The organism is Lentilactobacillus fungorum (assembly GCF_016860605.1).
Classification (GTDB): Bacteria; Bacillota; Bacilli; order Lactobacillales; family Lactobacillaceae; genus Lentilactobacillus; species Lentilactobacillus fungorum.
Map to the genome: position 1 here is coordinate 120133 of NZ_BNJR01000007.1, position 23330 is coordinate 143462.

At 43.9% G+C, this 23330-nt stretch carries 23 protein-coding genes and 1 other annotated feature; of the genes, 11 read left to right on the forward strand and 12 right to left on the reverse strand.

Going from position 1 to position 23330, the window contains the following annotated elements; translation table 11 throughout:
• Positions 1 to 20: 20 nt before the first annotated feature.
• Positions 21 to 1436: an MFS transporter gene (locus YK48G_RS03500; protein ID WP_203629325.1), complete on the forward strand. Its 1416-nt coding sequence runs from the start codon at positions 21 to 23 to the stop codon at positions 1434 to 1436.
• 57 nt (positions 1437 to 1493) lie between these two features.
• On the opposite strand, the gene YK48G_RS03505 is transcribed toward YK48G_RS03500, so the two are convergent.
• From YK48G_RS03505 to scrK, 5 genes are all read right to left on the reverse strand, one after another.
• Positions 1494 to 2123, reverse strand: coding sequence for a DUF308 domain-containing protein (locus tag YK48G_RS03505; protein WP_203629326.1), 630 nt, complete (start codon positions 2121 to 2123; stop codon positions 1494 to 1496).
• A gap of 305 nt (positions 2124 to 2428) precedes the next feature.
• Positions 2429 to 2818, reverse strand: a complete 390-nt coding sequence (locus tag YK48G_RS03510) for a VOC family protein (RefSeq protein WP_203629327.1) — start codon at positions 2816 to 2818, stop codon at positions 2429 to 2431.
• Between the two features lie 16 nt (positions 2819 to 2834).
• Positions 2835 to 3551, reverse strand: coding sequence for a DUF6198 family protein (locus YK48G_RS03515; protein ID WP_373300157.1), 717 nt, complete (start codon positions 3549 to 3551; stop codon positions 2835 to 2837).
• Between the two features lie 57 nt (positions 3552 to 3608).
• A complete protein-coding gene (locus YK48G_RS03520; RefSeq protein WP_203629329.1) occupies positions 3609 to 4613 on the reverse strand; it encodes a zinc-dependent alcohol dehydrogenase family protein in 1005 nt (334 codons plus the stop codon).
• 431 nt (positions 4614 to 5044) lie between these two features.
• Complete coding sequence (gene scrK / locus YK48G_RS03525; RefSeq protein WP_203629330.1) at positions 5045 to 5920, reverse strand: fructokinase ScrK; 876 nt, start codon at positions 5918 to 5920, stop codon at positions 5045 to 5047.
• Positions 5921 to 6301: 381 nt separating this feature from the next.
• Between scrK and YK48G_RS03530 the strand changes: the two genes are divergently transcribed.
• From YK48G_RS03530 to YK48G_RS03555, 6 genes are all read left to right on the forward strand, one after another.
• A complete protein-coding gene (locus tag YK48G_RS03530; protein ID WP_203629331.1) occupies positions 6302 to 7660 on the forward strand; it encodes an SLC45 family MFS transporter in 1359 nt (452 codons plus the stop codon).
• Positions 7661 to 7675: 15 nt separating this feature from the next.
• Positions 7676 to 9934 carry a glycoside hydrolase family 65 protein gene (locus YK48G_RS03535; RefSeq protein ID WP_203629332.1) on the forward strand — a complete coding sequence of 753 codons (2259 nt, stop codon included), beginning with the start codon at positions 7676 to 7678 and terminating at the stop codon, positions 9932 to 9934.
• Positions 9935 to 10157: 223 nt separating this feature from the next.
• Positions 10158 to 10808 (forward strand): NAD(P)-dependent oxidoreductase, encoded by a 651-nt coding sequence (locus tag YK48G_RS03540; protein WP_203629333.1) that lies wholly within the window; start codon positions 10158 to 10160, stop codon positions 10806 to 10808.
• Between the two features lie 221 nt (positions 10809 to 11029).
• On the forward strand, positions 11030 to 12904 hold the full coding sequence (locus tag YK48G_RS03545) for a S53 family peptidase (protein WP_203629447.1): 1875 nt from the start codon (positions 11030 to 11032) through the stop codon (positions 12902 to 12904).
• A 121-nt stretch (positions 12905 to 13025) separates the two neighbouring features.
• The gene (locus YK48G_RS03550; protein WP_203629334.1) at positions 13026 to 13949 is read left to right on the forward strand and encodes a glutathione S-transferase C-terminal domain-containing protein; all 924 of its coding nucleotides are present in this window, start codon (positions 13026 to 13028) and stop codon (positions 13947 to 13949) included.
• A 75-nt stretch (positions 13950 to 14024) separates the two neighbouring features.
• Positions 14025 to 15761, forward strand: coding sequence for a 6-pyruvoyl-tetrahydropterin synthase-related protein (locus YK48G_RS03555; protein WP_232365274.1), 1737 nt, complete (start codon positions 14025 to 14027; stop codon positions 15759 to 15761).
• A 184-nt stretch (positions 15762 to 15945) separates the two neighbouring features.
• On the opposite strand, the gene YK48G_RS03560 is transcribed toward YK48G_RS03555, so the two are convergent.
• The 4 genes from YK48G_RS03560 to YK48G_RS03575 are packed head-to-tail and all read right to left on the reverse strand — an operon-like array spanning position 15946 to position 18256.
• Entirely contained in the window at positions 15946 to 16197 is a 252-nt protein-coding gene (locus YK48G_RS03560) for a fatty acid kinase subunit FakA-related protein (protein ID WP_203629336.1), read from the reverse strand.
• Positions 16190 to 16846, reverse strand: coding sequence for a glutathione binding-like protein (locus YK48G_RS03565; protein ID WP_203629337.1), 657 nt, complete (start codon positions 16844 to 16846; stop codon positions 16190 to 16192). Before YK48G_RS03565 ends, YK48G_RS03560 begins: the two co-directional genes overlap by 8 nt.
• Positions 16847 to 16899: 53 nt before the next feature.
• Complete coding sequence (locus tag YK48G_RS03570) at positions 16900 to 17190, reverse strand: ArsR/SmtB family transcription factor (protein ID WP_203629448.1); 291 nt, start codon at positions 17188 to 17190, stop codon at positions 16900 to 16902.
• 46 nt (positions 17191 to 17236) lie between these two features.
• Positions 17237 to 18256 carry a zinc-binding alcohol dehydrogenase family protein gene (locus YK48G_RS03575; RefSeq protein ID WP_203629449.1) on the reverse strand — a complete coding sequence of 340 codons (1020 nt, stop codon included), beginning with the start codon at positions 18254 to 18256 and terminating at the stop codon, positions 17237 to 17239.
• 179 nt (positions 18257 to 18435) lie between these two features.
• On the opposite strand from YK48G_RS03575, the gene YK48G_RS03580 reads away from it, so the two are divergent.
• Together YK48G_RS03580 and YK48G_RS03585 are read left to right on the forward strand one after the other, a co-directional pair.
• Positions 18436 to 18801, forward strand: a complete 366-nt coding sequence (locus YK48G_RS03580) for a winged helix-turn-helix transcriptional regulator (protein ID WP_203629450.1) — start codon at positions 18436 to 18438, stop codon at positions 18799 to 18801.
• 3 nt (positions 18802 to 18804) lie between these two features.
• Complete coding sequence (locus YK48G_RS03585) at positions 18805 to 19122, forward strand: MazG nucleotide pyrophosphohydrolase domain-containing protein (protein WP_203629338.1); 318 nt, start codon at positions 18805 to 18807, stop codon at positions 19120 to 19122.
• Between the two features lie 274 nt (positions 19123 to 19396).
• Here YK48G_RS03585 and YK48G_RS03590 read toward each other — a convergent pair whose 3' ends face one another.
• The 3 genes from YK48G_RS03590 to YK48G_RS03600 form a co-directional block, all read right to left on the reverse strand.
• Positions 19397 to 19750, reverse strand: coding sequence for a type II toxin-antitoxin system PemK/MazF family toxin (locus YK48G_RS03590; RefSeq protein ID WP_203629339.1), 354 nt, complete (start codon positions 19748 to 19750; stop codon positions 19397 to 19399).
• A complete protein-coding gene (locus tag YK48G_RS03595) occupies positions 19750 to 20022 on the reverse strand; it encodes a hypothetical protein (RefSeq protein ID WP_203629340.1) in 273 nt (90 codons plus the stop codon). Before YK48G_RS03595 ends, YK48G_RS03590 begins: the two co-directional genes overlap by 1 nt.
• Positions 20023 to 20159: 137 nt before the next feature.
• Complete coding sequence (locus tag YK48G_RS03600) at positions 20160 to 20432, reverse strand: hypothetical protein (protein ID WP_203629341.1); 273 nt, start codon at positions 20430 to 20432, stop codon at positions 20160 to 20162.
• Positions 20433 to 20936: 504 nt separating this feature from the next.
• Between YK48G_RS03600 and YK48G_RS03605 the strand changes: the two genes are divergently transcribed.
• Positions 20937 to 21335, forward strand: a complete 399-nt coding sequence (locus YK48G_RS03605; RefSeq protein ID WP_203629451.1) for an HIT family protein — start codon at positions 20937 to 20939, stop codon at positions 21333 to 21335.
• A 40-nt stretch (positions 21336 to 21375) separates the two neighbouring features.
• Positions 21376 to 21606 (forward strand) — a binding site (T-box leader).
• Between the two features lie 65 nt (positions 21607 to 21671).
• Positions 21672 to 23300: a peptide ABC transporter substrate-binding protein gene (locus YK48G_RS03610; protein WP_203629342.1), complete on the forward strand. Its 1629-nt coding sequence runs from the start codon at positions 21672 to 21674 to the stop codon at positions 23298 to 23300.
• The last annotated feature ends 30 nt before the right edge of the window (positions 23301 to 23330 follow it).

Consider the following 23330-nt stretch of genomic DNA (forward strand, 5'->3'; position numbering starts at 1 on the left):
TTGAATAGAAGGAAACGCTCATGAAGCAGCAAAACCAATGGATCCTTTTGATGTCAACGTCAATTGTGTCATTTATGTCGACGATTGATGCGAGTATTGTGAATATTGCGATCCCCAAAATTTCTCGGGATCTATCTGTTTTAAACAATCAGGCTGAGTGGATCGTTTCGATTTACTTAGTCCTGATTTGTATTTTGTTACTCTTTTTTGGTAAATTATCGGATCAAATCGGCCGGGTCAAGATTTTTCAAATTGGCACGCTGATTTTTGTTGGGGGCTCATTGCTTTGCGGCTTAAGTACTAACCTGCCGATGATTCTAGGAGCAAGGGCCGTTCAAGCTTTGGGAGCGTCAATGACAATGGCGACCAACTTTTCAATTATTACTGACATTTTTCCACCCAATCAACACGGCATTGCGCTGGGGTTTAACAGCTCGTTTGTTCAAGTCGGCAACATTGCCGGACCTGGGGTTGGTGGCTTGATTCTAACCTGGCTCAACTGGCACTTTATTTTTTTCGTGAACGTCCCCATTGGCATCGTTGCCTATTTGCTTGGGCATCATTTTTTTCCAAAAAGTAAGCCCCAATCAGGTCACTTTCGGGTGGACGTTCCGGGGTTTGCGAGTTATTCGGTCATGATTGCAACATTTTTTTTGACGATCTTTTGGGGCCAAGTTGTCGGCTTTGGCGATTTAAGGATCGTTGGACTTATGATACTGACGCTGGGGCTCATCAGCTTATTTGTTTGGATTGAACACCGAGTAGCAGAGCCATTGATTGATTTGCGAGTTTTTCACAATTTGGGATTTACGTTTGGCATCCTATCGGCAATGCTGGTTTATGCGTGTGGGTATTTTAATAACGTGATCATGCCGTTTTACTTGCAGGATCGGTTGTTATTATCATCGGCGACAGCCGGGCTTATTTTGATGGCAGTGCCAATGCTAAATATTTTTAGCGCGCCAACTGGCGGCTATATTGCTGATCGAATTGGAGCAGAGAAGGTTTCGTTTTATGCCTTGTTTATCTTTTTAGTACCAGAAATCATTTTTATTTTTGTTCAGCCAAAGTGGTCGCTGCTTTGGCTAGTTATTGGCTTGGCATTGTTTGGGACTGCTAATGGGGCCTTTCAAAACAACCCGATGATCATGGGAAATGCTGCTCCGGAGTTTCAAGGCGTTGCTGGCTCGATTGCGGCCCTTGGACGAAACTTGGGGATGGCCATTGGATTGGCATTAGCCACTTCCTTGCTTTACTTCGGCATCAGCTTACGGGGTGGCCAGAAAACAACAACGTATCCTGATGCTCATCCAGATTGGTTTGTCGCCGGGATGCATTTTGCCTATACAATTGCTTTGAGCATGATTTTAATTGCTATTGGATTGTTAGCCATTGTGCTGGTGAAAAAACGAATGGTCAAAAATAAGACGTTATAACGCCTGCCCAGGTGTTGTAACGCCTTACTTTTTCAATTCAAGCAAATTGGTTAATTGCTATTCTTTAACGAAATTTTCGAGAACCCGGCCATCTTGGACGGTTAGCAACGTTTGTTTTGTCGGAATTGGCGCGACGACCCTAAATTTGTAGCCCATTCCAGCCGTTTTTTGGATCACCGAGCTGGTTTTAAGGAACCCTTTAACACTTTCGGGCCAGCGAACGGTTTTGCCTTGATTCGGGTTACTTTTGAGATAAGTCATCGCTTTGATGTAATTTCGATCTGTAATGGTGAGAGTATAAACGCGAGCCTGTTTGTCAAACGTAACGGTTCCCAGCTTTTGATAGCTACTAGTCAATGTCTTTTTGACGTTGGCTTCGTTTAATTGTTGGCGAGCTGCTGCTTGCTTCTTTTGGCCGGCATCAAATACGCGATTATTATCACGACTGGTCATCGAAGACATTTGCATGCGCTTTTCGGTCGACGGTGTTTCCTTTGACTCGTGTTGGTCACGGATGGCGCCGGGTAGCATGATACCCCCAAACACCAGCATCACAACTGCAATCGCCATTAAAAAGACGATGAGTTTGCGATCTTCATTTTTATAAGTTGCTGTCATATACGAAAAGATACCAAGAAAGATCATAATGACACCGACGACACAAGAAAAGACTGATAAGTATAGCAAGTTATGTTCCTCCAAAAGCCATAATCGGTAATGAATTCTCAAACGAATCGCGACCATCACACTAGTATAAAAAGCATATAATAATTCGCAACGACTGTAAAGATTATTGATTGTAATCTGCTGTGGGGAAAGACTGGAAAATGGGTTTTGGTTAGTCGATGTCGACTGATTCAAAATAAGCACCGATCGGGAAATTAACGATCGGTGTTTATTTTGAATGGAATTGTTTGGTTATGACATGCATAAAATGAATGACATTAGGCAGGAGCTTTAGACGTCAACTTTTAACTGCCTTGTTCTCCACGCTACAAAATTTCACAAAACTCAATCGTCTCTTTGTTTGGCCCTAAAATATTAAAGAACTTAATGCCATTATTCCAGAATGACGGGATAGATTGAATTTCGTCGTTTACTAAGCGTAGACCTTGAGCCTTAGCATCCGCAAATGCTTTTTCCACGTCTGGGGTGTCCATTGAGATATGGTTAATTGCCCCAGCCTTTTTGGCGGTTGGGTCGCCTTCCCATGTTTCGATAGTGAGGTTGTTAAACCGCATAAAAGCGCAACGATTTTCGCCATTATAGAATAGGCCGGCTTGTTCGAAACCAAGTGATTTGTAAAAGTCGATCGTTTTATCTAAGTCAACTGAAGGGATCCCAACGTGTTGGAGTCCGGTTATCTCATCTTTAATTGCCATGATTAAAGCCTCTTTTTCATTTTTCTGTTGTTGGCGCCGGGCTACCCACGTCTAATGCTTGATGCTTAAGGTGAGGGAAGACGGCCTTATCTGCAATCCCCGTGATGCCGCCTTGAAATAAGAATGCAAAGATCGTCCCAATTCCAAAGTTTGTAAATTGATGCGTGATGATTAATGCCAAGATAGCCATCAATGTCGGTGGGATATACGATGCCCACATCGCCCAATTAGCGTTTCCTTTGAAGTACTTGAATCGCAAAATTTGCATCAAATCATCGGCTGGATGAAGGACCAAGTTAACCCGTTGGTAAATTGAAATGGCGGTTGCGATCATCGCAACGCCCACAAAATTTAGCAGGATATAAAATCCAACCATAAGCGGAGTTGTCGCATCCGGTAACCCCGCAAAAATTGGGTACTTACCAAGAAAGAAGTCTTCAAAAACTTGGATTAAGGCTGAAAAAGGTACCATGAAGATCAAATTGCCAAGGGCGCGTCCCCATTCCCAATGGCCGACTAGAATGGCATTGAGGACAGTGGTCAAAATGCCTAGAATTAAGAACGTCCAAAACAGGTTCCAGCCAAAGGCCACACTTAGGTTGGCTTCAGCGGCGGTCCAATAAGCGGAGCCCAAAAACGACGGATGAATCTTGGCACTGGTTACCAATGTCAACACGTTTCCAGCAGAGTTAATGATTAATGAAACGATAAAGAATGAAACTGAAGTTGTCATTGAAATGGTGCGGCCATTTAATCCTTGGCTGCTTGATTGATTTGAACTTGTCAAAATTTATTCACCTACTTTAACGACGGCTTTTGAAACACCTTTGATGTTTCCTTGCAAGAAGGATTCAACTTGTTCTAAAGGTAACTCGTGACTGATGATAGCTTCGACGTCTAATTTGCCGCTTTGAAGTAACGCAATTGAATCTTCAAAGGCATTTGGATTAATGAAAGAGCCTTGGATAGTTAATTGTTTTTGGTAAACTTCGTAAGTATTCATTGAGAAATGGGCGTCAGGTGCGCCGACGCCAAACATTAACACTTGGCCGCCCTTACGAGTTGCTTCGATGGCTTGTTCTTGGGTCTTGGGAGAACCGACAGCTTCAATAACGATATCGTAGTCATTAGTTGGCATGTCAACTTGATTGGTGTTAAAGGTGTTGGTGACACCTAACTTTTCACGGTTAAGGTCTAATTTCTTGTCTGAGTGACCGGTTAAGTCAACTTGGTGAATGCCGTAAGCTTGTAGTATTTGGGCAAACAATTGGCCTTCGAAGCCATCGCCAATGACTAATGCCCGTTGATAAGGGGTGACATTTAATAGCTGAACCCCATGAACAGCACACGAAATTGGTTCGATGGTTGCCGCCGCTTTAAATGAAATATCATCTGGAATGGGATAGACCGCTGAAGCCGGTGCCGTGAAGTATTGTTCCAAGCCGCCATTTCGAGTAACGCCAACTGCGGATAAGTTTTCACAAAGTTCTGGCCGATCAGTGTGACAATAGAAGCATTGGCCACAGTAAATGTTAGGGTCAACCGTTACGCGGTCACCAACCTTGAGATTGGTCACTGCAGAACCAATTTCGGCAACAACCCCTGAATTTTCGTGACCTAACACAATGGGCGGAACGGCATCAGCGGAGCCTGGCAGCCCATTATAAAGGGCGTGGTCGGTTCCACAAACCCCAGCGTACTTAGTTTCAACCAAGACTTCATTGGGGTGAACCGTTGGCTTGTCGATGTCTTGAATTTCCATGTTCTTTGTAGCGGTTAATACTAATGCTTTCATTATTATTCTCCTCGTAAAATAAAGTGAGCGGAGCAAAGCGGTTAGAAACTGGAGCATAAGGCAGCTTGGCCGGAAATCCCGGGCTTGGATTTTTGGCCAAGATGTTTTATGCGGAAGTTTCTGCTTTGCGCAGCTGTCCTAAAATAAGTGAGCAAAGCAAAGCGGTTAGAAAGCGGAGTGTAAGGCTCCTCAGCCGGAAATTCCTGGGCTTGGAATTTTTGGCTGAGGTGCTTACACGGAGCTTTCTGCTTTGCGTAGCTGTCCTAAAAATAAGTGAGCGAAGCCAGGCGGTTAGAAAGCGGAACATAAGGCTCCTCGAACGGAAATTCCCGGGCTTGGAATTTTTGTTCGAGGTGCTTATGTGTAGCTTTCTGCCTGGCGTAGCTGTCCTAATCTCCCACAAAAAGTGTGGAATTCCTAAAATGATCAACCTACTTATTGAATTCTTTAAGCGCAAGGGCAAAATTGCCGACGGTTGCCGAACCGTTATTTTTAACTAACGGCATGACGATGTAATTATTAAGATCGCCGACATCCACGTAATTGTTCATGAGGTCAGCGAATTGCGAGCGTACTTTTTGTAAGAAAGCTTCACTCACAACGCCGCCACCAAAAACAATTTTGGCCGGCCGCAGCATTAACGTGACTTGAATGGCTGCTTGGGCAACGTAATATGCCATGATGTCCCAAACGTGATCGGTCAATGGGACATCTTTGCCGCTTTTGTTTAAACGGGCTTTAAAGGTTGGCCCCGATACCAAACCTTCTAGGCAATCACCATGGTAGGGACAAATTCCCTTAAAATTGAGATCATCAGGATGGCGCTTTAATCGAACGTGGCCCATTTCTGGGTGCCCCATATCGCCGATAAAGTCGCCATTAACAATCGCACCGGCGCCGACACCAGTGCCGATTGTATAGTAGACCAGTGAATTAATCTTCTCATTAAAGAGCGTTGCCATCACATATTCGCCATATGCCGAACCATTGACGTCGGTCGTCCAGTGGATTGGTAAATCAAAAGCCTGTTTGAGCCGGCCAACAAAGTCAGTGTCTGCCCAACCAACTTTTGGCGTGTTCGTAATGTAGCCATACTTTGGCGAATTTTGCCGAAGTTCGATCGGCCCAAATGATGATACTGAAATTGCTTGGAGATCCTTAAATTGTTTGAAGTAATCGATCGTCTTTTTTAAAGTTTCTGCCGGTGTAGTCGTTGGAAAATTGGTGATGTCTAAAATGCGGTAATCTTCATTTCCAACGGCACAAACAAATTTTGTACCACCTGCTTCAACGCTGCCTAACAACATTTAACTGCCACCCCCTAAAGATTTATGCTGCAACATCTAGTTGTGAATTCTTGTACAATATACCACGTTTTAAAAATAATGCACTGTAAAAGCTTATGACATACGTTTGACATACTTTTCAAAAATAAGCGTGGTCTAGACCCTGAAAAGAATCAGGAGTGAAAAAAGCCGGTCAAAATTTTTTTAATTATTTTTGTAACGGGTTATGATTTAAGCGTAGTGAAGTATTACACATTACTTAGGAAATTGATACGCTTTCAATGATGATAAATTGAATCCGGCAAGTGAAAAAGAAAAGTGTGCAACCGGTTGCATTAATTTTTAAGTAGTGTCATAATACTCAATGTAAACGCTATTATTTTTTGAATGGAGGAGCAGAATATGGATGAACAAAGTAGTGCGGCGGCAACCAAAAAGTCGGGATTACCGAAGCTTTCCGCCAGTACAATTTGGATGATTAACTTTGGATTTCTTGGCGTGCAGATGGCCTTTACCTTACAAAGTTCGCAAATGAGCCGAATTTTTCAAACCATCGGCGCTGATCCAAACAAGTTGGGATGGTTCTTTATCTTGCCACCACTTGCCGGCTTAATCGTGCAACCTATCATTGGCTATTATTCAGATCGAACCTGGGCCCCTAAATTAGGTGGTCGACGGCTGCCATACCTGGCACTTGGAACGTTAATTGCGATTATTGTGATGTGTTTATTGCCGAATTCGGGTAGTTTTGGTTTTGGCTACGCGTCAATTACGGCGCTGCTATTCGGCGCAGTGACGGTGGCTTTGCTGGATGTTTCGTCAAATATTGCCATGCAGCCATTTAAGATGATGGTCGGTGACATGGTTAACGATGACCAAAAGAGTTACGCCTATGGGATTCAAAGCTTCTTATCCAACGGTGGTGCGGTGATTGCAGCGATTTTTCCGTTCATTTTTACCGCCATTGGTGTTGCCAACACCGCTAAAAAGGGCGTCGTTCCTCAGTCAGTGGTTATTTCATTCTACGTTGGCGCGGCAATTCTATTGATTACCAGTTTATTTACAATTTTTAAGGTTCACGAATATGACCCGGCAACTTACGCTAAGTACCATGGCATTTCAGAAGAAGCCAATACCACGGGTGGTAATTGGTGGACATTGCTTAAGAAGGCCCCCAAAGTCTTTTGGACGGTAACACTGGTTCAATTCTTTTGCTGGGTTGCCTTCCAATACCTGTGGACTTATTCTGCTGGCGCCATTGCCAGCAACGTTTGGCACACCACCGACGCAGCCTCTTCCGGGTATCAAGCTGCCGGTAACTGGTATGGTGTCTTAGCAGCCGTTCAGTCGATTGCGGCCGTTGTTTGGTCCTACGTCTTGGCAAAAGTGCCTAATAAGTATCATAAGTTAGGCTATTCATTGAGCTTGGCGCTTGGCGCAGTTGGTTTCTTGTCAGTATTCTTCGTTCACACCCAGTATGTATTAATCATCTCGTTTACGTTGGTTGGAATGTCTTGGGCCGCGATGAATACTTATCCACTAACCATGGTCACCAATGCTTTGTCTGGTGAACACATGGGAACTTATTTGGGCCTCTTCAATGGCTCAATCTGTCTACCACAAATCGTGGCATCACTGGCCAGTTTTGCACTGTTCCCACTCCTAGGCAATGCTCAGCCAAATATGTTCCTGCTTGCTGGAATCGTGATGGCATTAGGGGCCGTTTCAGTTGGATTTATCAAAGAAACTTTTAAAGCTTAGAAAGGACATTAGACTATGAAGAGAACGTTTGAAATAGCGCCATGGCATATTGTAACCCACGACTTTAACCCTAAGGACAAGCGATTACAAGAATCGATGACGAGCATTGGTAACGGCTATATGGGGATGCGAGGCTTTTTTGAAGAAGATTATAGCGGTGATAGTTTAGCTGGCCTCTACCTTGGTGGCGTGTGGTATCCGGATAAAACCCGGGTTGGCTGGTGGAAAAACGGCTATCCCGAATATTTCGGTAAAGTTGTTAACGCGGTTAATTTCATCAAAATGAACGTCAAAATTAATAACCAAAAAATCGATCTGGCTAAGGATACCTTTAGTGACTTCAAGTTGGACCTTGATATGAAAAAGGCAATCTTAACGCGATCATTTGTGATCACTAAGGGCGAGGCCAAAGTAGCCGTTTCCTTTGAGCGCTTTGTGAGTGTTGCCCAACCGGAACTGTCTGTTCAACGATTGACACTCCGTAACGTTGGTTCTAGCAGAGTGAGCATCGTTGTGGATTCAGCGATTGATGCCGATGTCAAGAATGAAGATGCTAATTATGACGAGCGCTTTTGGGAAGTGGTTTCAACTGACCAAAATGCCAAAGCTGGCAGCGTAGTCGCCGAAACCACGCCCAACCCCTTTGGCACACCAAGGTTTACTTCGGCCATGGAAATGAATCACGTAACGGATTTAGATAGTGTGAAAGTTGACCAGCCAAACGATAAGGAAGTTGTGAATCAATTCACCGGTGAGTTGGCCCCTCAAGCGACAGCGACTTTAGAAAAACGGGTCATTGTGGTAACGTCACGCGATTATGATTCAAATGAAGCGCTCGTTAAAGCGATGGATGAATTGAGCGATCAAGTGGCCGTTCAAAGTTATGATGAGTTGTTTGCTGCCCACACTAAGATTTGGGCCGATCGGTGGAATAAGTCGGATATCCAAATCGATGGCGATACGGAAGCCCAGCAAGGCATTCGCTTTAATCTGTTCCAATTGTTCGCCACTTATTATGGCGAAGACGCCCGTTTAAATATTGGGCCAAAAGGCTTTACCGGTGAAAAGTACGGTGGCGCCACTTATTGGGATACCGAGGCCTTTGCGGTACCGGTTTATCTAGGAATTACTGATCCGAAAGTCACCCGCAATTTGTTAATGTATCGCTACAAGCAATTGGCCGGGGCTTACCATAACGCTAAGCAACAAGGCTTAAAGGGCGCCCTTTTCCCAATGGTGACCTTTGATGGGATTGAATGTCATAATGAATGGGAGATCACCTTTGAAGAGATTCACCGAAATGGTGACATTGCTTTTGCAATCTACAATTACACGCGCTATACCGGTGATGAGTCCTATGTCCTTCACGAAGGGTCAAAAGTCCTTACCGAAATTTCGCGCTTTTGGGCTGATCGGGTTCACTTCAGCCAGCGGAAACAACAGTATATGATCCATGGGGTTACCGGACCGGATGAATATGAAAATAACGTTGATAATAACTGGTATACGAATATCTTAGCTCAGTGGACGTTGAAGTATACTTTGGAAATTCTCGCTAAAGTGTCGCCAGAACAGGCGAAGAAGTTAAACGTAAGCGAAGCCGAAAAGAAGCAGTGGCAAGATATTGTTGATAAGATGTATCTGCCATATGATAAAGAGCTGAATATTTTTGTTCAACACGATGGCTTTTTGGATAAGGACCTAAAGCCAGTGTCAGAAATTCCAGCCGATGAGCTGCCAATTAACCAGCATTGGTCATGGGATAAGATCTTGCGCTCGCCCTATATCAAACAAGGTGACGTGTTGCAAGGTATCTGGGACTTCATCGATGACTTCACGCCGGAACAGAAGAAAGCTAATTTTGATTTCTACGAACAATACACCGTCCATGAATCTAGTTTGTCACCAGCAATTTATTCAGTGCTGGCGGCTGACTTGGGTTATGAAGATAAAGCGGTTGCCTTATACGAACGAACCGCTCGGCTAGATCTTGATAACTATAACAACGATACGGTTGATGGGCTGCACATCACGGCAATGACCGGTGGCTGGATCGCGGTTGTCCAGGGCTTTGCCGGGATGCGGATTCGAGATGGCAAGCTGCACTACGCGCCATTTTTACCAAAGAAATGGACCCACTATTCCTTCCGCCAAGTTTTCCGTGGCCGCTTGATCGAAGTCGATGTTGACCAAGCTGGTGCCCACTTTAAATTGGTGAGCGGCGACCCAATTACGATTGATGTTGCTGGTAAAGATGTTGCGCTTACTCAATAATGCGGCGTTCACATGAGGATTTAACTAAAACAAGCTTTGATTGGTGATGACCCAATCAAGGCTTGTTTTAGTTAAATATTGTTCCTAAAGTTGCAAAGGCCAATTCACTTAGTAATTCCCCCTTGGCTGGCCTAAATCGTTGCGCATCGTGTATAAATATCAGATACTAAATGTAATAAGGGTAATGAAAGGTTTTATCATAGGCAGAATGGAGGAATGAATCTTGACAGTATCAATTGGAATCATTGGCGCAACTGGTCGAGCGGGCAGCGCCATTACAGACGAAGCGCTTAAGCGGGGGTTAAGTGTTGTGGCGTTTGTCAGAAGCGCGGATAAGGCCAAGGAAATGTTTGGCGATCAGGTGACCATCAAAGAGAAGGATGCCTTTGAAATTCAGAAAAAAGATATTGAGAATTTAGACGTTGTTGTGGACGCGTTTGCGATTCGTGATGCCACCAAAGCTTATCAACACGTTGACTTGGCGGCTAAGTTAGTGGAACTAGCTAAAAATCAAGAAAGGCCGCGGCTATTCTTCATTCTAGGGGCCGCTAGTTTGGAAATCGGCGGTGGCCACCGCTTGATTGATCGACTGGAAAAGATGCCAAATAACGAATCATTTATTTCGACTCCTCGTGAACAATTCAAAGAATATCAGCTATTGATGAATACCAAAGACGTGAACTGGGTGGCCATTTCACCTAGTGCCAACTTTATTCCCGGTGCGTTGGCAGATTATGAGCTTGGGGAAAACGAACTCATGCGAAATTCAGCCGGCAAGTCAGAAGTGACCACGGGAACCGTCGCTAAGGTAATTGTGGATGAAATTTTAGCCCCTCAGCATCGAAACGAACGATTTACCGTTGTGAACCAATAGGGCAGCTCTGACGATGGCTTGACAAATGGCAATAAGACTCGGCAAATGTTTCAAATGTCATCAATCTGTAATGGCGTTGACATAATTAATCAAAAAGTGTACCCTCACAATAGTTTCTGTCCATTAGACGATAATCAATATAGATAGTCTAATGGACATTCTGGTGTGGGGTTTTGAATGACTGTTGGGGTAAATTCAGTTAAGGGAAGAAGTTGTTGAAATTGAAAATTGCGAAGAAATGGCTCATTGGGATTGCGAGCTTTGCGTTATTGCTAGCGCTGGTTCCCAATGTACAAGCTGCTACCAAAAAGAAGGCTGCTGGAAAAGTCCCGGTTAGTGTGAATAAGGTTTTAAAGCAGCTCACCCAAAAGAAGAAGGTTTCCCCAAATAAGTACATTTACTTAGACGTCGTGTTGAAGCCGAAGAACGAGGGGCAATTAAGTGACAAAGTGATGGCCGTTAACACACCCGGTAATTCGGCGTTTAAGCAGTTTTATACGCCCAGTCAATTTCAAGGGGAATTTGGTCAACCGGCTTCGGTCGTAGGTCAGTACAAACCATTCTTTAACAAATACCATTTGAAATCTCAAAGTTTCCAAAATGGTCTGATCATCAAGGTTTCAGGAAAGGCCAAAAATGTCAACAAGGCCTTTTCAACCAACCTTCAAACTGCTAAATACCATTCGAACCCAGTTCAATTTTCTAGTAAAAAGCCGGTGATGCCGGCTAATTTGGCGGCTAATGTGCTGACAGTTCTGGGAATTACGACGGTTCAGCAAAGTTCAGGAACGCTTGCTAAAAAACAAAGTGACAGCTCGAAGGTTAAGGCAAAATATGCGCCAAGTAAATTTACAAGTCGTTATCAACTCCAGCCGCTATACGACAAGGGTTACAAAGGCCAAGGACAGACACTGGGGATTGTAACGTTTGCTGATGTAACCAAAAAGGATGCGGAACATTATTGGCAAGCCGAAAAGATTTCGACCAAGCCTAATCGAATTAGTGTCAAAAAAATTGGGAGTCAGGCTTCCGTGGCAACCAATGATGCAATCGGTCGAACCGAGACGGACATGGATATTGAAATGTCTGGCGCAATTGCCCCTCAGGCAAATATTCGGGTCTATCAGGCCAACTTCAGTGATGTGGGGCTTGTGAACGCTTATGCGACGGCCTTCGATGAGAACCAAGCCAGTTCGCTATCAATGAGTTGGGGGATTAGCGAATACTTGACGCATTATCTTAAAAGCCAGCGCCTGTTAACGCCAGTTTATGCGAAAGTGCTAAATTTGGTGATGGCGCAAGGTGCTTTGCAGGGCGTTTCAACGTTTGTCTCCGCTGGTGATACGGGTGCTTATAACTATGGAATCGGTGGCAAAATTGGCCCGTTTAGCTTACCTAATTACAGCACCTATGGGACATTTCCAGCGGATAATCCATGGGTGACCACAGCTGGTGGGACAACGCTACCATTCAAACGAACTTTAGGAAATTATCAGATTTCCGTAAACAAAGAGCGGGCTTGGGGCAGTGATTACTTATTTGATATGTATGCCAATAATCGTAAGCTATTCTTATCAAACTTCTCAGCCTATCGGCAACTGCTTGCTGGTGGCGGTGGCGGCATCAGCCATATCTATGGCACACCGAAATATCAAGAGGGCGTTTCCGGGGTTAATACGTTTAATGCCCGCGAGTATGTTTCCAATCTCATGCAGCCACGGCTAAACCCAGTATTGCTAAGCGGGACGGACTATGGTCGCAATTACCCTGATCTTTCTGCAGATGCTGATCCGATGACCGGTTATCAGATTTATGCGGCTGGTAAGTGGCAAGTTGCGGGTGGTACCAGTGTCGTCGCCCCACAATTTAACGGAGCAACGGCAGTCATTAATAGTGGCAAGGGAACCCGAATGGGATTTTGGAACCCACAAATTTATCAATTAGCGCAAGATAAGGATAAGACGCCGTTTACCGTCTTGGACAGTGATACCAATAATTCAAATTTGTATTACACCGGTCAGCCAGGTAAGGTTTATAACCAAGCGACAGGTCTTGGAACGGTTAATTTTGAGAAATTATATGATGCTTATCAATAGTATGCAACGCTAAGCGGTTAGAAAAAGTTTTTTTCTGACCGTTTTTTTGACCCAATTGGGTATTTTGACAGTTAATTTCGTGTAAACTAGTTATAAATATGCAAGGATGGAAGATGATTATATGGCTAAACAAGAAAAAACAAACGCTGCTTGTGCTTGGCAGCCAAAGGAAACGACTTCATCACCATTTTCAAAGCGGTTTTCAACCGGTGAACTACCAGTCGAACCCAATCGTTACCGGTTAATTTGGGGACGCTTTTGTCCATGGGCAACCCCCATTGCCACGATGATCGATTACGTGGGATTGGATCAAGTGATTTCCAAGGGTGTCATTTATTCACTCAGGCATGCCGGCGTTGACGACAATTGGTTCTTTGGCAAGGGAGACGAGAAGGACCCGGTTTTGCAGACCACCAGTTTGCGGGAGAACTTTGAAAAAGCGGACCCGAATTTTACAGATCGGCCGACAATTCCAGCGCTAGTGGATGTGAAATCTGGCAAAGTCGTCAATAATTCATCGCAAACAATTATGAACGAACTCGCCGAGAATTGGAAAGCATACTTTAGAACTGACGTGGCCGACATTCTGCCCGAAGCTGACAAAGCTGCTATTTTGCGGATGGCTGACACGATCGTTAAAGATATTACCTCGATTCCCGGCAAGATTGCGGGCGTTTCTTCACAGGAAGCCTACCAACAGCTTGCCAACCAATACTTTGACCGCTTAACGTGGTTAGACCAGCATTTAGCTGACCGGCCATTTTTGATGGGCGATCACGTCACGGTGCCTGATTTCTGGCTGACAACTAGCTTGATTCGCTTTGACACGGTTTTTTATTTCCAAAGCAAACTAAATCTCAAGCCACTGACTGCCTTCCCTAATTTGTGGCAATATGCTAAAAGGTGCTACCAAATTCCCGCGTTTAAGCAGAATACTGATTTTCAAGCGATTAAAGAACACTTCTTTATGGTCAGTGATGCACCGGTTGAATCAATTGACCGAGTGCTGCCAATTGGTCCTGACGAAAGTAAATGGATGGACTAAAATTTTGAGCAGGCTTTATGATAAAATGGCACTTGGAGATTTTATAATGATTAATGAATGTGAGGCAAAGGGTTGATGGTTGATGGGGCGCAGGCAGCGAATAAAGGGTCAGTTGGGTCACGGCTGATGCTATTTATCAAAAAATATTGGGTAGCGGCAATTGTGTTTTTGGCTTTTAGTGTCCTTAACGTGATTGGGTTATTCCGTTATCATTGGTTATTTGGCGGCCAGGATCTACAATTTCACCTTCAGCGAATCGATGAGATGTATCAGAATTTGATTAATGGCAGCTTGAATCCCTACTTGGCGACCTTTGATTTGAATCAGTTGGGGTCAGCGGTGATGAGCTTGTACCCTAAGCTGCCGCTGTACTTGTTTGCTGGCATTCGGCTTTTGGTTGGCAACCCCATCACCAGTTTTTATCTTGGCATTATCCTGACAACGTTTTTGGGCCTATGGATAAGTTACGCCGCTTATCACTCAGTTCGAAAGGATGATTCGGTTGGGGCTTACGTTTTTGCGATTGCCTACGCCTTGTCAGGGCTAAACGTTACTTATAACTTTTTGATGGTCGATATTGGCATCAGCTTTACGATTATGATTTTACCATTGGTTTTTGCCGGTTATTACCATTGGGTAACTGCTGGGAAATACCGCATGCTGGCGGCTTCGATGACGGTGGTCTGCCTCAGTCACGTTTTGAATATTCTGATAGCGTTAATGGCTTTGGTCATTTTTCTACTAATTGACATTAGAAAAATTAATCGCCAAAAATGGCTGAATTTGGGTAAAGCGATTGGCATAGCGGTCCTACTCAGTAGTAGTTTTTGGCTTCCGGCACTGCATTTTGGCACCAGCGTTGAGATGACCAAGCCGTATACATTTCCGCTAAATGGCATTTCGTTATGGAAATACACAACGGCAGCTTTGAGTAACAATATTGCTTATGGTTTTACAATGATTGCTTTACTGGGATTCGGGTTGGCAATTATCAGGTACCGTCACTTGACCCATTTTAGCAAGGCAATCTTTTGGGTGGGACTTGGTTTCGTCATTTTAAGCAGTAATTTGTTTCCATGGCGTTTATTTCAAAACACGCCAATCGTTTTGCTGCAATTTCCGTGGCGGTTTTTGATTTTGCCCCAATTAGGATTTACGTATTTATTTAGCGTGATTGGGTCCGATTTATTGCGCCGAGTCCCTCAGCGAACTTATCGTTTGGGGATTCTTGGGATCTTGACACTAGTGGTGCTGGGACTTTGCTTGAACTCTCAGGCCGGGCGGGTGAATTTTGAAATGAAGTCACCAGAAATCAAGGCCGACCTTTATCCAAATAGCAATCAAATTCCCTTTGTTCAGGGAATAGTGTGGTATCGAGTGACCAACTTGCAGCAGTATCGTCATTTGATGACCTATATTGATACGGCGGATTATTTGCCAAAGATGACTGATGATACTTTTCATACTTTGTCGATGCAACGGGCTATCCAAGATAATAACCCAGCCGTTAATATCCCAGTTGACGAAAAGAGCCAACCGGCTGGCAAAACTATGACGGTCGACATTGGCGCGCCACTCAAGGAGCTGGCCCTCCCGTTTGTTATTTATGATCATCATTACACGGTCAAGGTGGATGGCAAGCAGGTGCCACTAGCTTCGAATAGCAGCCATATCTTGACGGTTACTAATCTGACGACCGGCAAACATACCATTCAAGTGAGTTACCATAATGGCCTGCTGACGGCGTTAATCTTGATATTGACCCTTGGCGGGCTGGTGGCAATTGCGTGGCCAAAGCAGATGGCGTTTTAATAAAAAGAAAATAGTAGCCTCTAATTGAGGAGATTCGTGCAATACTTTTGCCAAATAGCCCGCTAGGTTAACGTGATTATGTTAACTTAGCGGGCTATTTGGTGGGCTATCTTTACTAATTGCCTTCGCATCGTTGTTGTGTGACGATCAAAGGATGTTTCAGCTGAAAACAAAGCAATAACGTTCAGCCTTTCAATCCCCGTGCTTGCCGGTCCATATCTTCAACCACAATATCGAAAATTTCGCCAAGAGTTGAACAATATTCCAAGATTTTCCATGGATAGTTAGTATGAAAATGAACTTTCATTAAGGATTCATCGCCAACGGCTAAGAGGGAGTCACCTTCAAATTTGGCGAGAATCTGGTCGTTCAGTTCATCTTCGCTGATTTTGCATCCCTCAATGAGAAGCTGCGTGTCGTATTTGTATTTAATCATGGTCGTCTTCCTTTCGGTTGGTAGGGTTGGTAAGAGAATGGGGGGCACCTTCAATTTGAAGCACGTGGGCAACGCTTGGAAGTTGCCGCATATTAATGTCAAATTGGGCAAGCTTTGGCAACTGGTCGAATGAATAACCAAGCCGCTTCATCCAATTTGTCATGACGAATAAGTAGGGGTCCGCGAATGTGAATTGGCTGCCCATTAGCCAGGGAGTGACCAGATGGGTTTCCACAAATTGCAATCGGGGACGCACGCGCTGCCAGACTAATTGCTTGGACTCAGCCGTGTTTGGCAGCCAGTTGCCCTTGCGAAACGGAGAAATGAAGTTCTTATGCAGCTCAGTGGCAATGTAGTTGGCCCAGCTCCTGAGTTGCCAGTATTCAGCGGTATGATGATCAAACGAATAACGCTGATCGGCTTGCTCACTGATATATTCCAAAATAACGGCACATTCCGTTAGGTAAGTAGTGGAACTGATCTGTAAAGTTGGAACGTAAGAATTTTCGTTAATCTGATTATAGTTACCAGCTGCCCAAGTCTTTTTATCTAAGTTAACCTTTTCAACCGTAAATGGCAAGCCACTATCTTGCAATAAAATATGGGGTGCCATGGCACTTGTCCCGGATGCATAAAATAAGTTCAACACGTTACTGTCTCCTTGTTCGATTGTTATCGAAATACAAAGCTAAAAAGAAAAGACTATAAGGAATCCAGAAACGAAGGCAAATATTCCCTGAAAGTCTTTTCGTTAATCGACAAGTACTTTGTTTGAGCAACTTGTCGAGTATTTGTGAGGCCCGCCTGACGAAGTGCTTTAAAATGATAAGAAACGGTGGACTTACTGATGTTTAAGTGTTCGCTAATTTCTGAACAGGTCAGTTCCCGATCTGAATGGTGTAAAATACGCACAATTCTGATCCGGTTGGGTTCACTTAACGTTTTAAAAATTTCCGATAGCCGGCGATCCTTTTTGCTTTGTTCGATATTCATAGAACTAGCGTATGCCGAAGGGTTCATTTTGTCAAGGGCACTTAAATTAATCGTTTGAAATCCCAACTTTGCCGATCATATGATTTGTTTCAACCAACCGGTGGGCTTCTTTTAGGTTGACATCATTGATTGGTTTGAGCGATTTGGTCAAAGTTGAATGAAGGTCGCCACTGTCTAACAGTTGGGCGATGCGATCGAGAATTTCGTGTTGGCTAATCATGTCATCTGTGTGGTAATAGGATTTAGTGTACATCCATTCCCAATTGAACGAAGCAGCTTTCTTGGTTAGTTTTTGCAAATCAATACCGCGTTTGTTTTCGGTAATTGCGCAAACCGCACCCTCTGGCTTGATGAGTTCGGCAATCTCGTTCCAGTGGCCATCCAAGTCGTTGAGGTTTAAAATATAATCGACATAGTGGAAACCAAGTTTGCGAACTTCAGTCACCAAGTTTGCGTGGTGGTTAACGGTCCAATCGGCGCCGTTTTGTTTGACCCATTTAATGGTTTGAGGCCTCGAAGCGCTAGCGATCACTTGAAGACCGGCCAAATGGGCAAGCTGAGTGGCAACCGAGCCGACTCCGCCAGAACCATTAATGATCAGTAAAGTTTTTTGGGCGTTTTCAGCTTTAGCGTTTCGGTTAATCCGCAATCGTTCAAACAGCGCTTCCCAAGCGGTTAGGCTAGTAAGCGGCATGACGCCAATTTCGACTGGCGTTAGCGTCATTGGCGCATGGCCGACTATTCGTTCGTCAACGAGTTGATACTCGCTGTCCGAACCGGATCGGATGAAGGAGCCGGCATAAAAGACCCGATCGTTTTTCTTAAACAATGACACCTTATTACCAACTTGGGTAACGATTCCATAGGCGTCCCAGCCAATGACCTTAGGCTGTTTCAAGGCTCCTCGACCGTGACCGCGCACCCCAATATCGACAGGGTTAACAGAAGTAGCGATGACTTTGACCAATAAGTCGTGGTTCTTTGGTGTGGGAATTTCTTCGGTAAACGTTTGAAAACTGTTTGGGTCACTAATGGGTAGGTGCTGGGTAAAACCAATTGCTTTCATTTGTGGCATTTCAATTCTCTCCTTTCAATTACATTTCAAGTGTAGGCCATCGATTTTCAGAAACAAGAAGTGAATTTTAAATGACTAAGTTACAATTTTTTCACTACATAAGATAATTGAAACGGGGATTTGGATGGATTACAATTGAATAAATCGTAATTAAAGAGGACCTGATGCAGATGAAACGACATATTTATGATTGTCAGAGTGGCTGTCCAGTTGAAAGCACTTTGCAAATTATTGCCGGCAAATGGAAAAGCGTGATTATTTATCATTTAATGGCTGGCACTGAGCGTTTTAACGACTTACAAAAGCAGATGCCGGACTGCTCGCGCCGGATGTTAGCATTGCAGCTACATGAGCTTCAAGTAGACGGCGTCATTCAAAAGCGGGTTTATCCCGTTGTGCCGGTCAAGACCGAATATTCGTTGACTGATTTTGGGCAGACGCTCCGTCCGGTCATTACCGCGATGGAAACTTGGGGTGACCGTTACAATAAGCGGGCGCTTAGTAATATGGTGACAAGCCAATTGGAAGAGGGATAATTGATGACTTTAAAACAGCACCAAAACTGGTTAGTGGATTTTTACAAACAGCGTCAATGGTACCAGTATTCGTCATTTATCAGGCTGAATTTTTTGACTGAGGAAGTTGGCGAACTTTCCCGGGCAATTCGAGCGATTGAAATTGGTCGGGATCATCCCGGCGAACACGAAACGGCAGTTGAACGTTTTGACAATCTTCACGAAGAACTCGCCGATGTTATGGACCAAGTATTGATTTTGTGCAGCCAGTACGATGTTGATCCGGATAGCCTGATGGCGTTTAGTGAGAAGAAGTTGAAGAAACGCTTTGAGGAAACCTAAACAATTGCTATAATCTGGGGCTTACGTATGTATGGGGAAGCTTGGAATGACTCATATTTCCTTTGAAGAATCAAAACCTAACCATCGATTACCGTCTTCAATAAAGAGTCATGACTATGTCCAATTCAATGGTCCTAAAAAGGATTAGATTGGCTAAACAACGATTAACTAAAAGCCAGTAAAGTCACCATTTTCATCTTTAAATGGTGATTCTACTGGCTTAAATTCTGGAAACAAGACGCTTGGGTTATTGGCATTTTCTCAGCAAGTTGACTCAAAAAATATTTTTAGCGCGTTCGATTAGTTCATTTAGAAGTGTAGCACTCACTTGGCCCACCACTTCGCCGTGACGAGCTTTATAATCATAGTTAGGAATCTGAAAGGTGATTACCGAACCCTGAATACCGCTTTTGTGGTCTGCAATGGGGAGGTAGATTCGATGATCCGTTTTAGTTTTCGAAGTGATGGGCATACAAACTACCATGTTTAGCTCGTGATTATAACCATCATTTGAAATAACAACCATTGGTCGACGGATGTTGCCATTGATTGGGTCGTGCCCGCCTTCTTCATGCCCAACATGAGGTTCAGCATCAATGAAGATAAGGTCGCCTTGTTTAGGAGTCACTAGTTAACACGCTCCTTACCAATTGGAGGCTCTTGACCATAGTTGCCAACGTCATTTAATTCTGCTTTAAAGTCAATATCTGCATATTCACCATCTAGCCATGGGTTATCTTTGGCAGCCCGATATTCGAGAGTGCCATCTTCTTTAATGATTAAAACAAAGCGCTTTCCGGCAGGGATGCCAGCGCTTTTGGGGACTGTTAAAGTCAATGAATTACCAGTTCGGCGGGTAGCGAATTCACCTAGTACCCGCTCGGTGCTTTTCTTTTCCATAGCAGTCAGCTCCTTTCATTTCACTGATAGAATAACTGGAAAATGACGTAATTACAAGTAATTATACTGACTGTGATTACTTTCTTGGAAAAAATTTAAATCAAAAATTAATATTAAACTGTGAAGGTAACGAGCTTTTAGGCCTGCTTCAATTCCAACTCAATCCGCTCCAAATCAGCCAGCGTGCCAATCGTGCATTCGTTGATTTGGGCGCTTTTTTTGATGTGGGCCATTAAGTCAAACAAATCACCGGGCATCTCCCAATGCTGGCCGGTGTGGTCAACGTAGACGGTTACGGCCCCATTTCGATTAGCAACCTGATAGGTAGCCTGGGATTGCTTGGCGGTCACTTGGTTATAGTCTTCAAAAGCTGCTCGCAATTGTCGCATTAATTCGTTGTGGTCAATCATGTTTAAACCTTCTTTCATTGACTATTATAGTAAATGGCTTGAAGGCTTTACAAGCAAAGAAAATGTTAAAAACCGTTATCAGCAATTAACCTGCCAACAACGGTTTTTAAAGACTTGGATGGTTTCAAATAAGACCTGAATGTGGCTTAACCAGTCGGTTTGTCACTGAAGATAGTCGCTCAGTTAATCAAAGTATTGGCTTGGGATTGGATATCGTCAAATCACTAGTGACATCCTTAGGGGGGCAATTCAACGTTAGCGATGGGGCTGGCTATTTTGCGGCAGTGATGACGTTTAGGTATCGAAAATTGGAAGCAAAAAAAGCCTGAATCGACAAGTTGGCTTTCAGGCTTTCACTTGTTTCTAAGTGACTCTAAAGGGATAATCTGAGCATCACGATAGTAGTCAAGCCCTTTTGAAATGTATTAATCAAAGAAGAAGGTATTTAAATTGACCAATTGGCAAAAAAATCGGATTCAATCAGCCTTAGACGGGACCAATCCCATGGTAATGATGACACTTCCGGGCGGGGTTGCGGTATACGGTGACACCCAGTTTTTGCCTGGGTATTCGGTATTGTTACCTAAGCGGCAAGTGTCGTCGTTAAATGATCTGACAATTCCGGAACGAGTAGCTTTTTTAAAGGATATGAGTCTTTTAGGTGACGCCGTTCTTCAAGCGACCCACGCGTTACGAATCAACTATGACATTTTAGGCAACACCGATCAATTTTTGCATGCACACGTGTTTCCGCGCTATCAAACAGAACCGGCTGAACGGCTTCAAAAGCCAGTGTGGTTGTACAGTCCGGAGCATTGGTCTAATAACAAATACTTGTATCAACCAGGTCGGGATGACAAATTACGCGCCAAAATCACGGCTCTTTTGAATCGACAAAAGTAACTTGACATTTTGATTTAAACAGGATAGATTAGATTCACATTAAAAAGCAAAGATTAGTCTAAGTAGTTTCTAATACCAGAGATCATTCAGATGGCTGAGAGAATGAATACGGAAACGAATCACAGCTAATGGCAGGCAAGCGGAACGATACTTATCTAGTAGGTTTGCACGGATTATTCCGTTATCATGTTGAGTTATTTAACTTACTGAGGCAGTAATTGTGAGATTACTGTAAATCAGAGGTGGAACAGCGTTTTTTGTCGCCCTCTCAAAGCATTGTGCTTTGAGAGGGATTTTTTTATCATAGGAGATTATTTGAAAACGGGGCGGGTATAAATGAAATTAAGATTAGCAATTACCGCAATTGTTATAGGGATATTAGGGATGTTCTTAACGGGCTGCTCAAATGGCGTGGCCAAAGAAAAGCCAAAGGTGGCGACGATTATGGAACAAGCCGATATTTCATCGCTTGATCCATCGATGATTACCGATGTTGGTGCCTTAGAGACCGTTAACAATTCTCAAGAGGGACTGTATCGGATGAAGGACAGTACGCACGTTAAACCGGGATTAGCCAAAAAGATTGTTAAACCAACCAGGCAAGGCACGGTTTATACGTTCAAATTACGCCAGAACCTCAAATGGAGTAATGGTGACCCAATTACCGCAGCAGATTTTGTTTATGCATGGCGGCGAACGGTCAATCCAGCCACGAAGGCTGCCGATTCTTATATGTTTTTACCAATTAAGAACGCTCAGAAAATTGAAAATGGTCAGTTACCTGTTAGCAAGTTGGGAGTTAAAGCGGTTGATTCAACGACTTTCCAAGTGACTTTGGCAGAGCCAACCCCGTATTTTAAATACCTCTGTGCACTGGTGCCGTTTTTACCCCAGAATCAAAAAACGGTGGCCAAATACGGGAAAGCATATGGGACCTCTTCGGCCAAGACGGTTTATGATGGGCCGTTTATTGTCACCGGTTGGTCGGCTTCAAAAGGAAATTGGACACTCAAGAAAAATCCACATTATTGGGATAAGCAAGCTGTTAAGTTGGATCAAGTTAAATTTGTGACGACCAAAAATGCGCAGACAGCGTTATCACTTTACCAGTCAGGTAAACTGGATAACATTACGTTAGCCGGCCAGCAAGCCGCTCATGAAAAGGACAGTCAGGGCTACTTAAGCTATCCAAGTGGTGAGACGGATTATATTGCCTATAATTTTAAGAACAAAGCGCTGCGAAACATTAATGTCCGCAAAGCCATTTCGCTGACGATTAACCGGCAGGCACTTGTCAATAACGTCCTCAAAAATGGCGCTAAAGCTCCAGAAGGACTAGCGCCCGAAGAAATTGCCAAGAATCCGCAGACTGGCAAAGATTTCGCTAAGGATTCCAAAGTACCTCAAAGTGTTGCTTATAACCCGACGCTGGCCAAAAAATATTGGCGCAAGGGACTTGCTGAACTTGGAATTAAGAAATTGAACTTGAGCTTAGTTTGCTACGACGTGGATGCTTTTAGAAATTCAGCGGAGTTTGTGCAGTCATCAGCTGAGAAAAATCTTTCGGGTCTAACGATCAACATCGACGTTCAGCCAAAGGTCCAAGCAATTACGACGATGCAGAAGAAGACTGGTTATGACTTAGGATTTAGCAACTGGATTGCCTCTTATCCGGATCTCAACGAATTCTTTCAGTTGTTAAATACAAATAACGCCAATAATGCCGGCAATTACAGTAATCGGCAGTACGATCGATATTACACGCGGGCAAACGGCGTGGATTCCAGAAACCCGCAAAAACGTTATGCAGATTTCCAAAAGGCCCAACAAATTGCCATGAAGGATCAAGCAATCTTGGCGGTTAATCAAGGGCAAATTGCCCGCTTAAACAATCCAAAATTAAAGGGCGTCACGTATGCGGCAGCCCAGGGGATTACGCTAAAGACGGCTTATAAAACAAAGTGAGCGGAGCAAAGCGGTTAGAAAGCGGAGCCT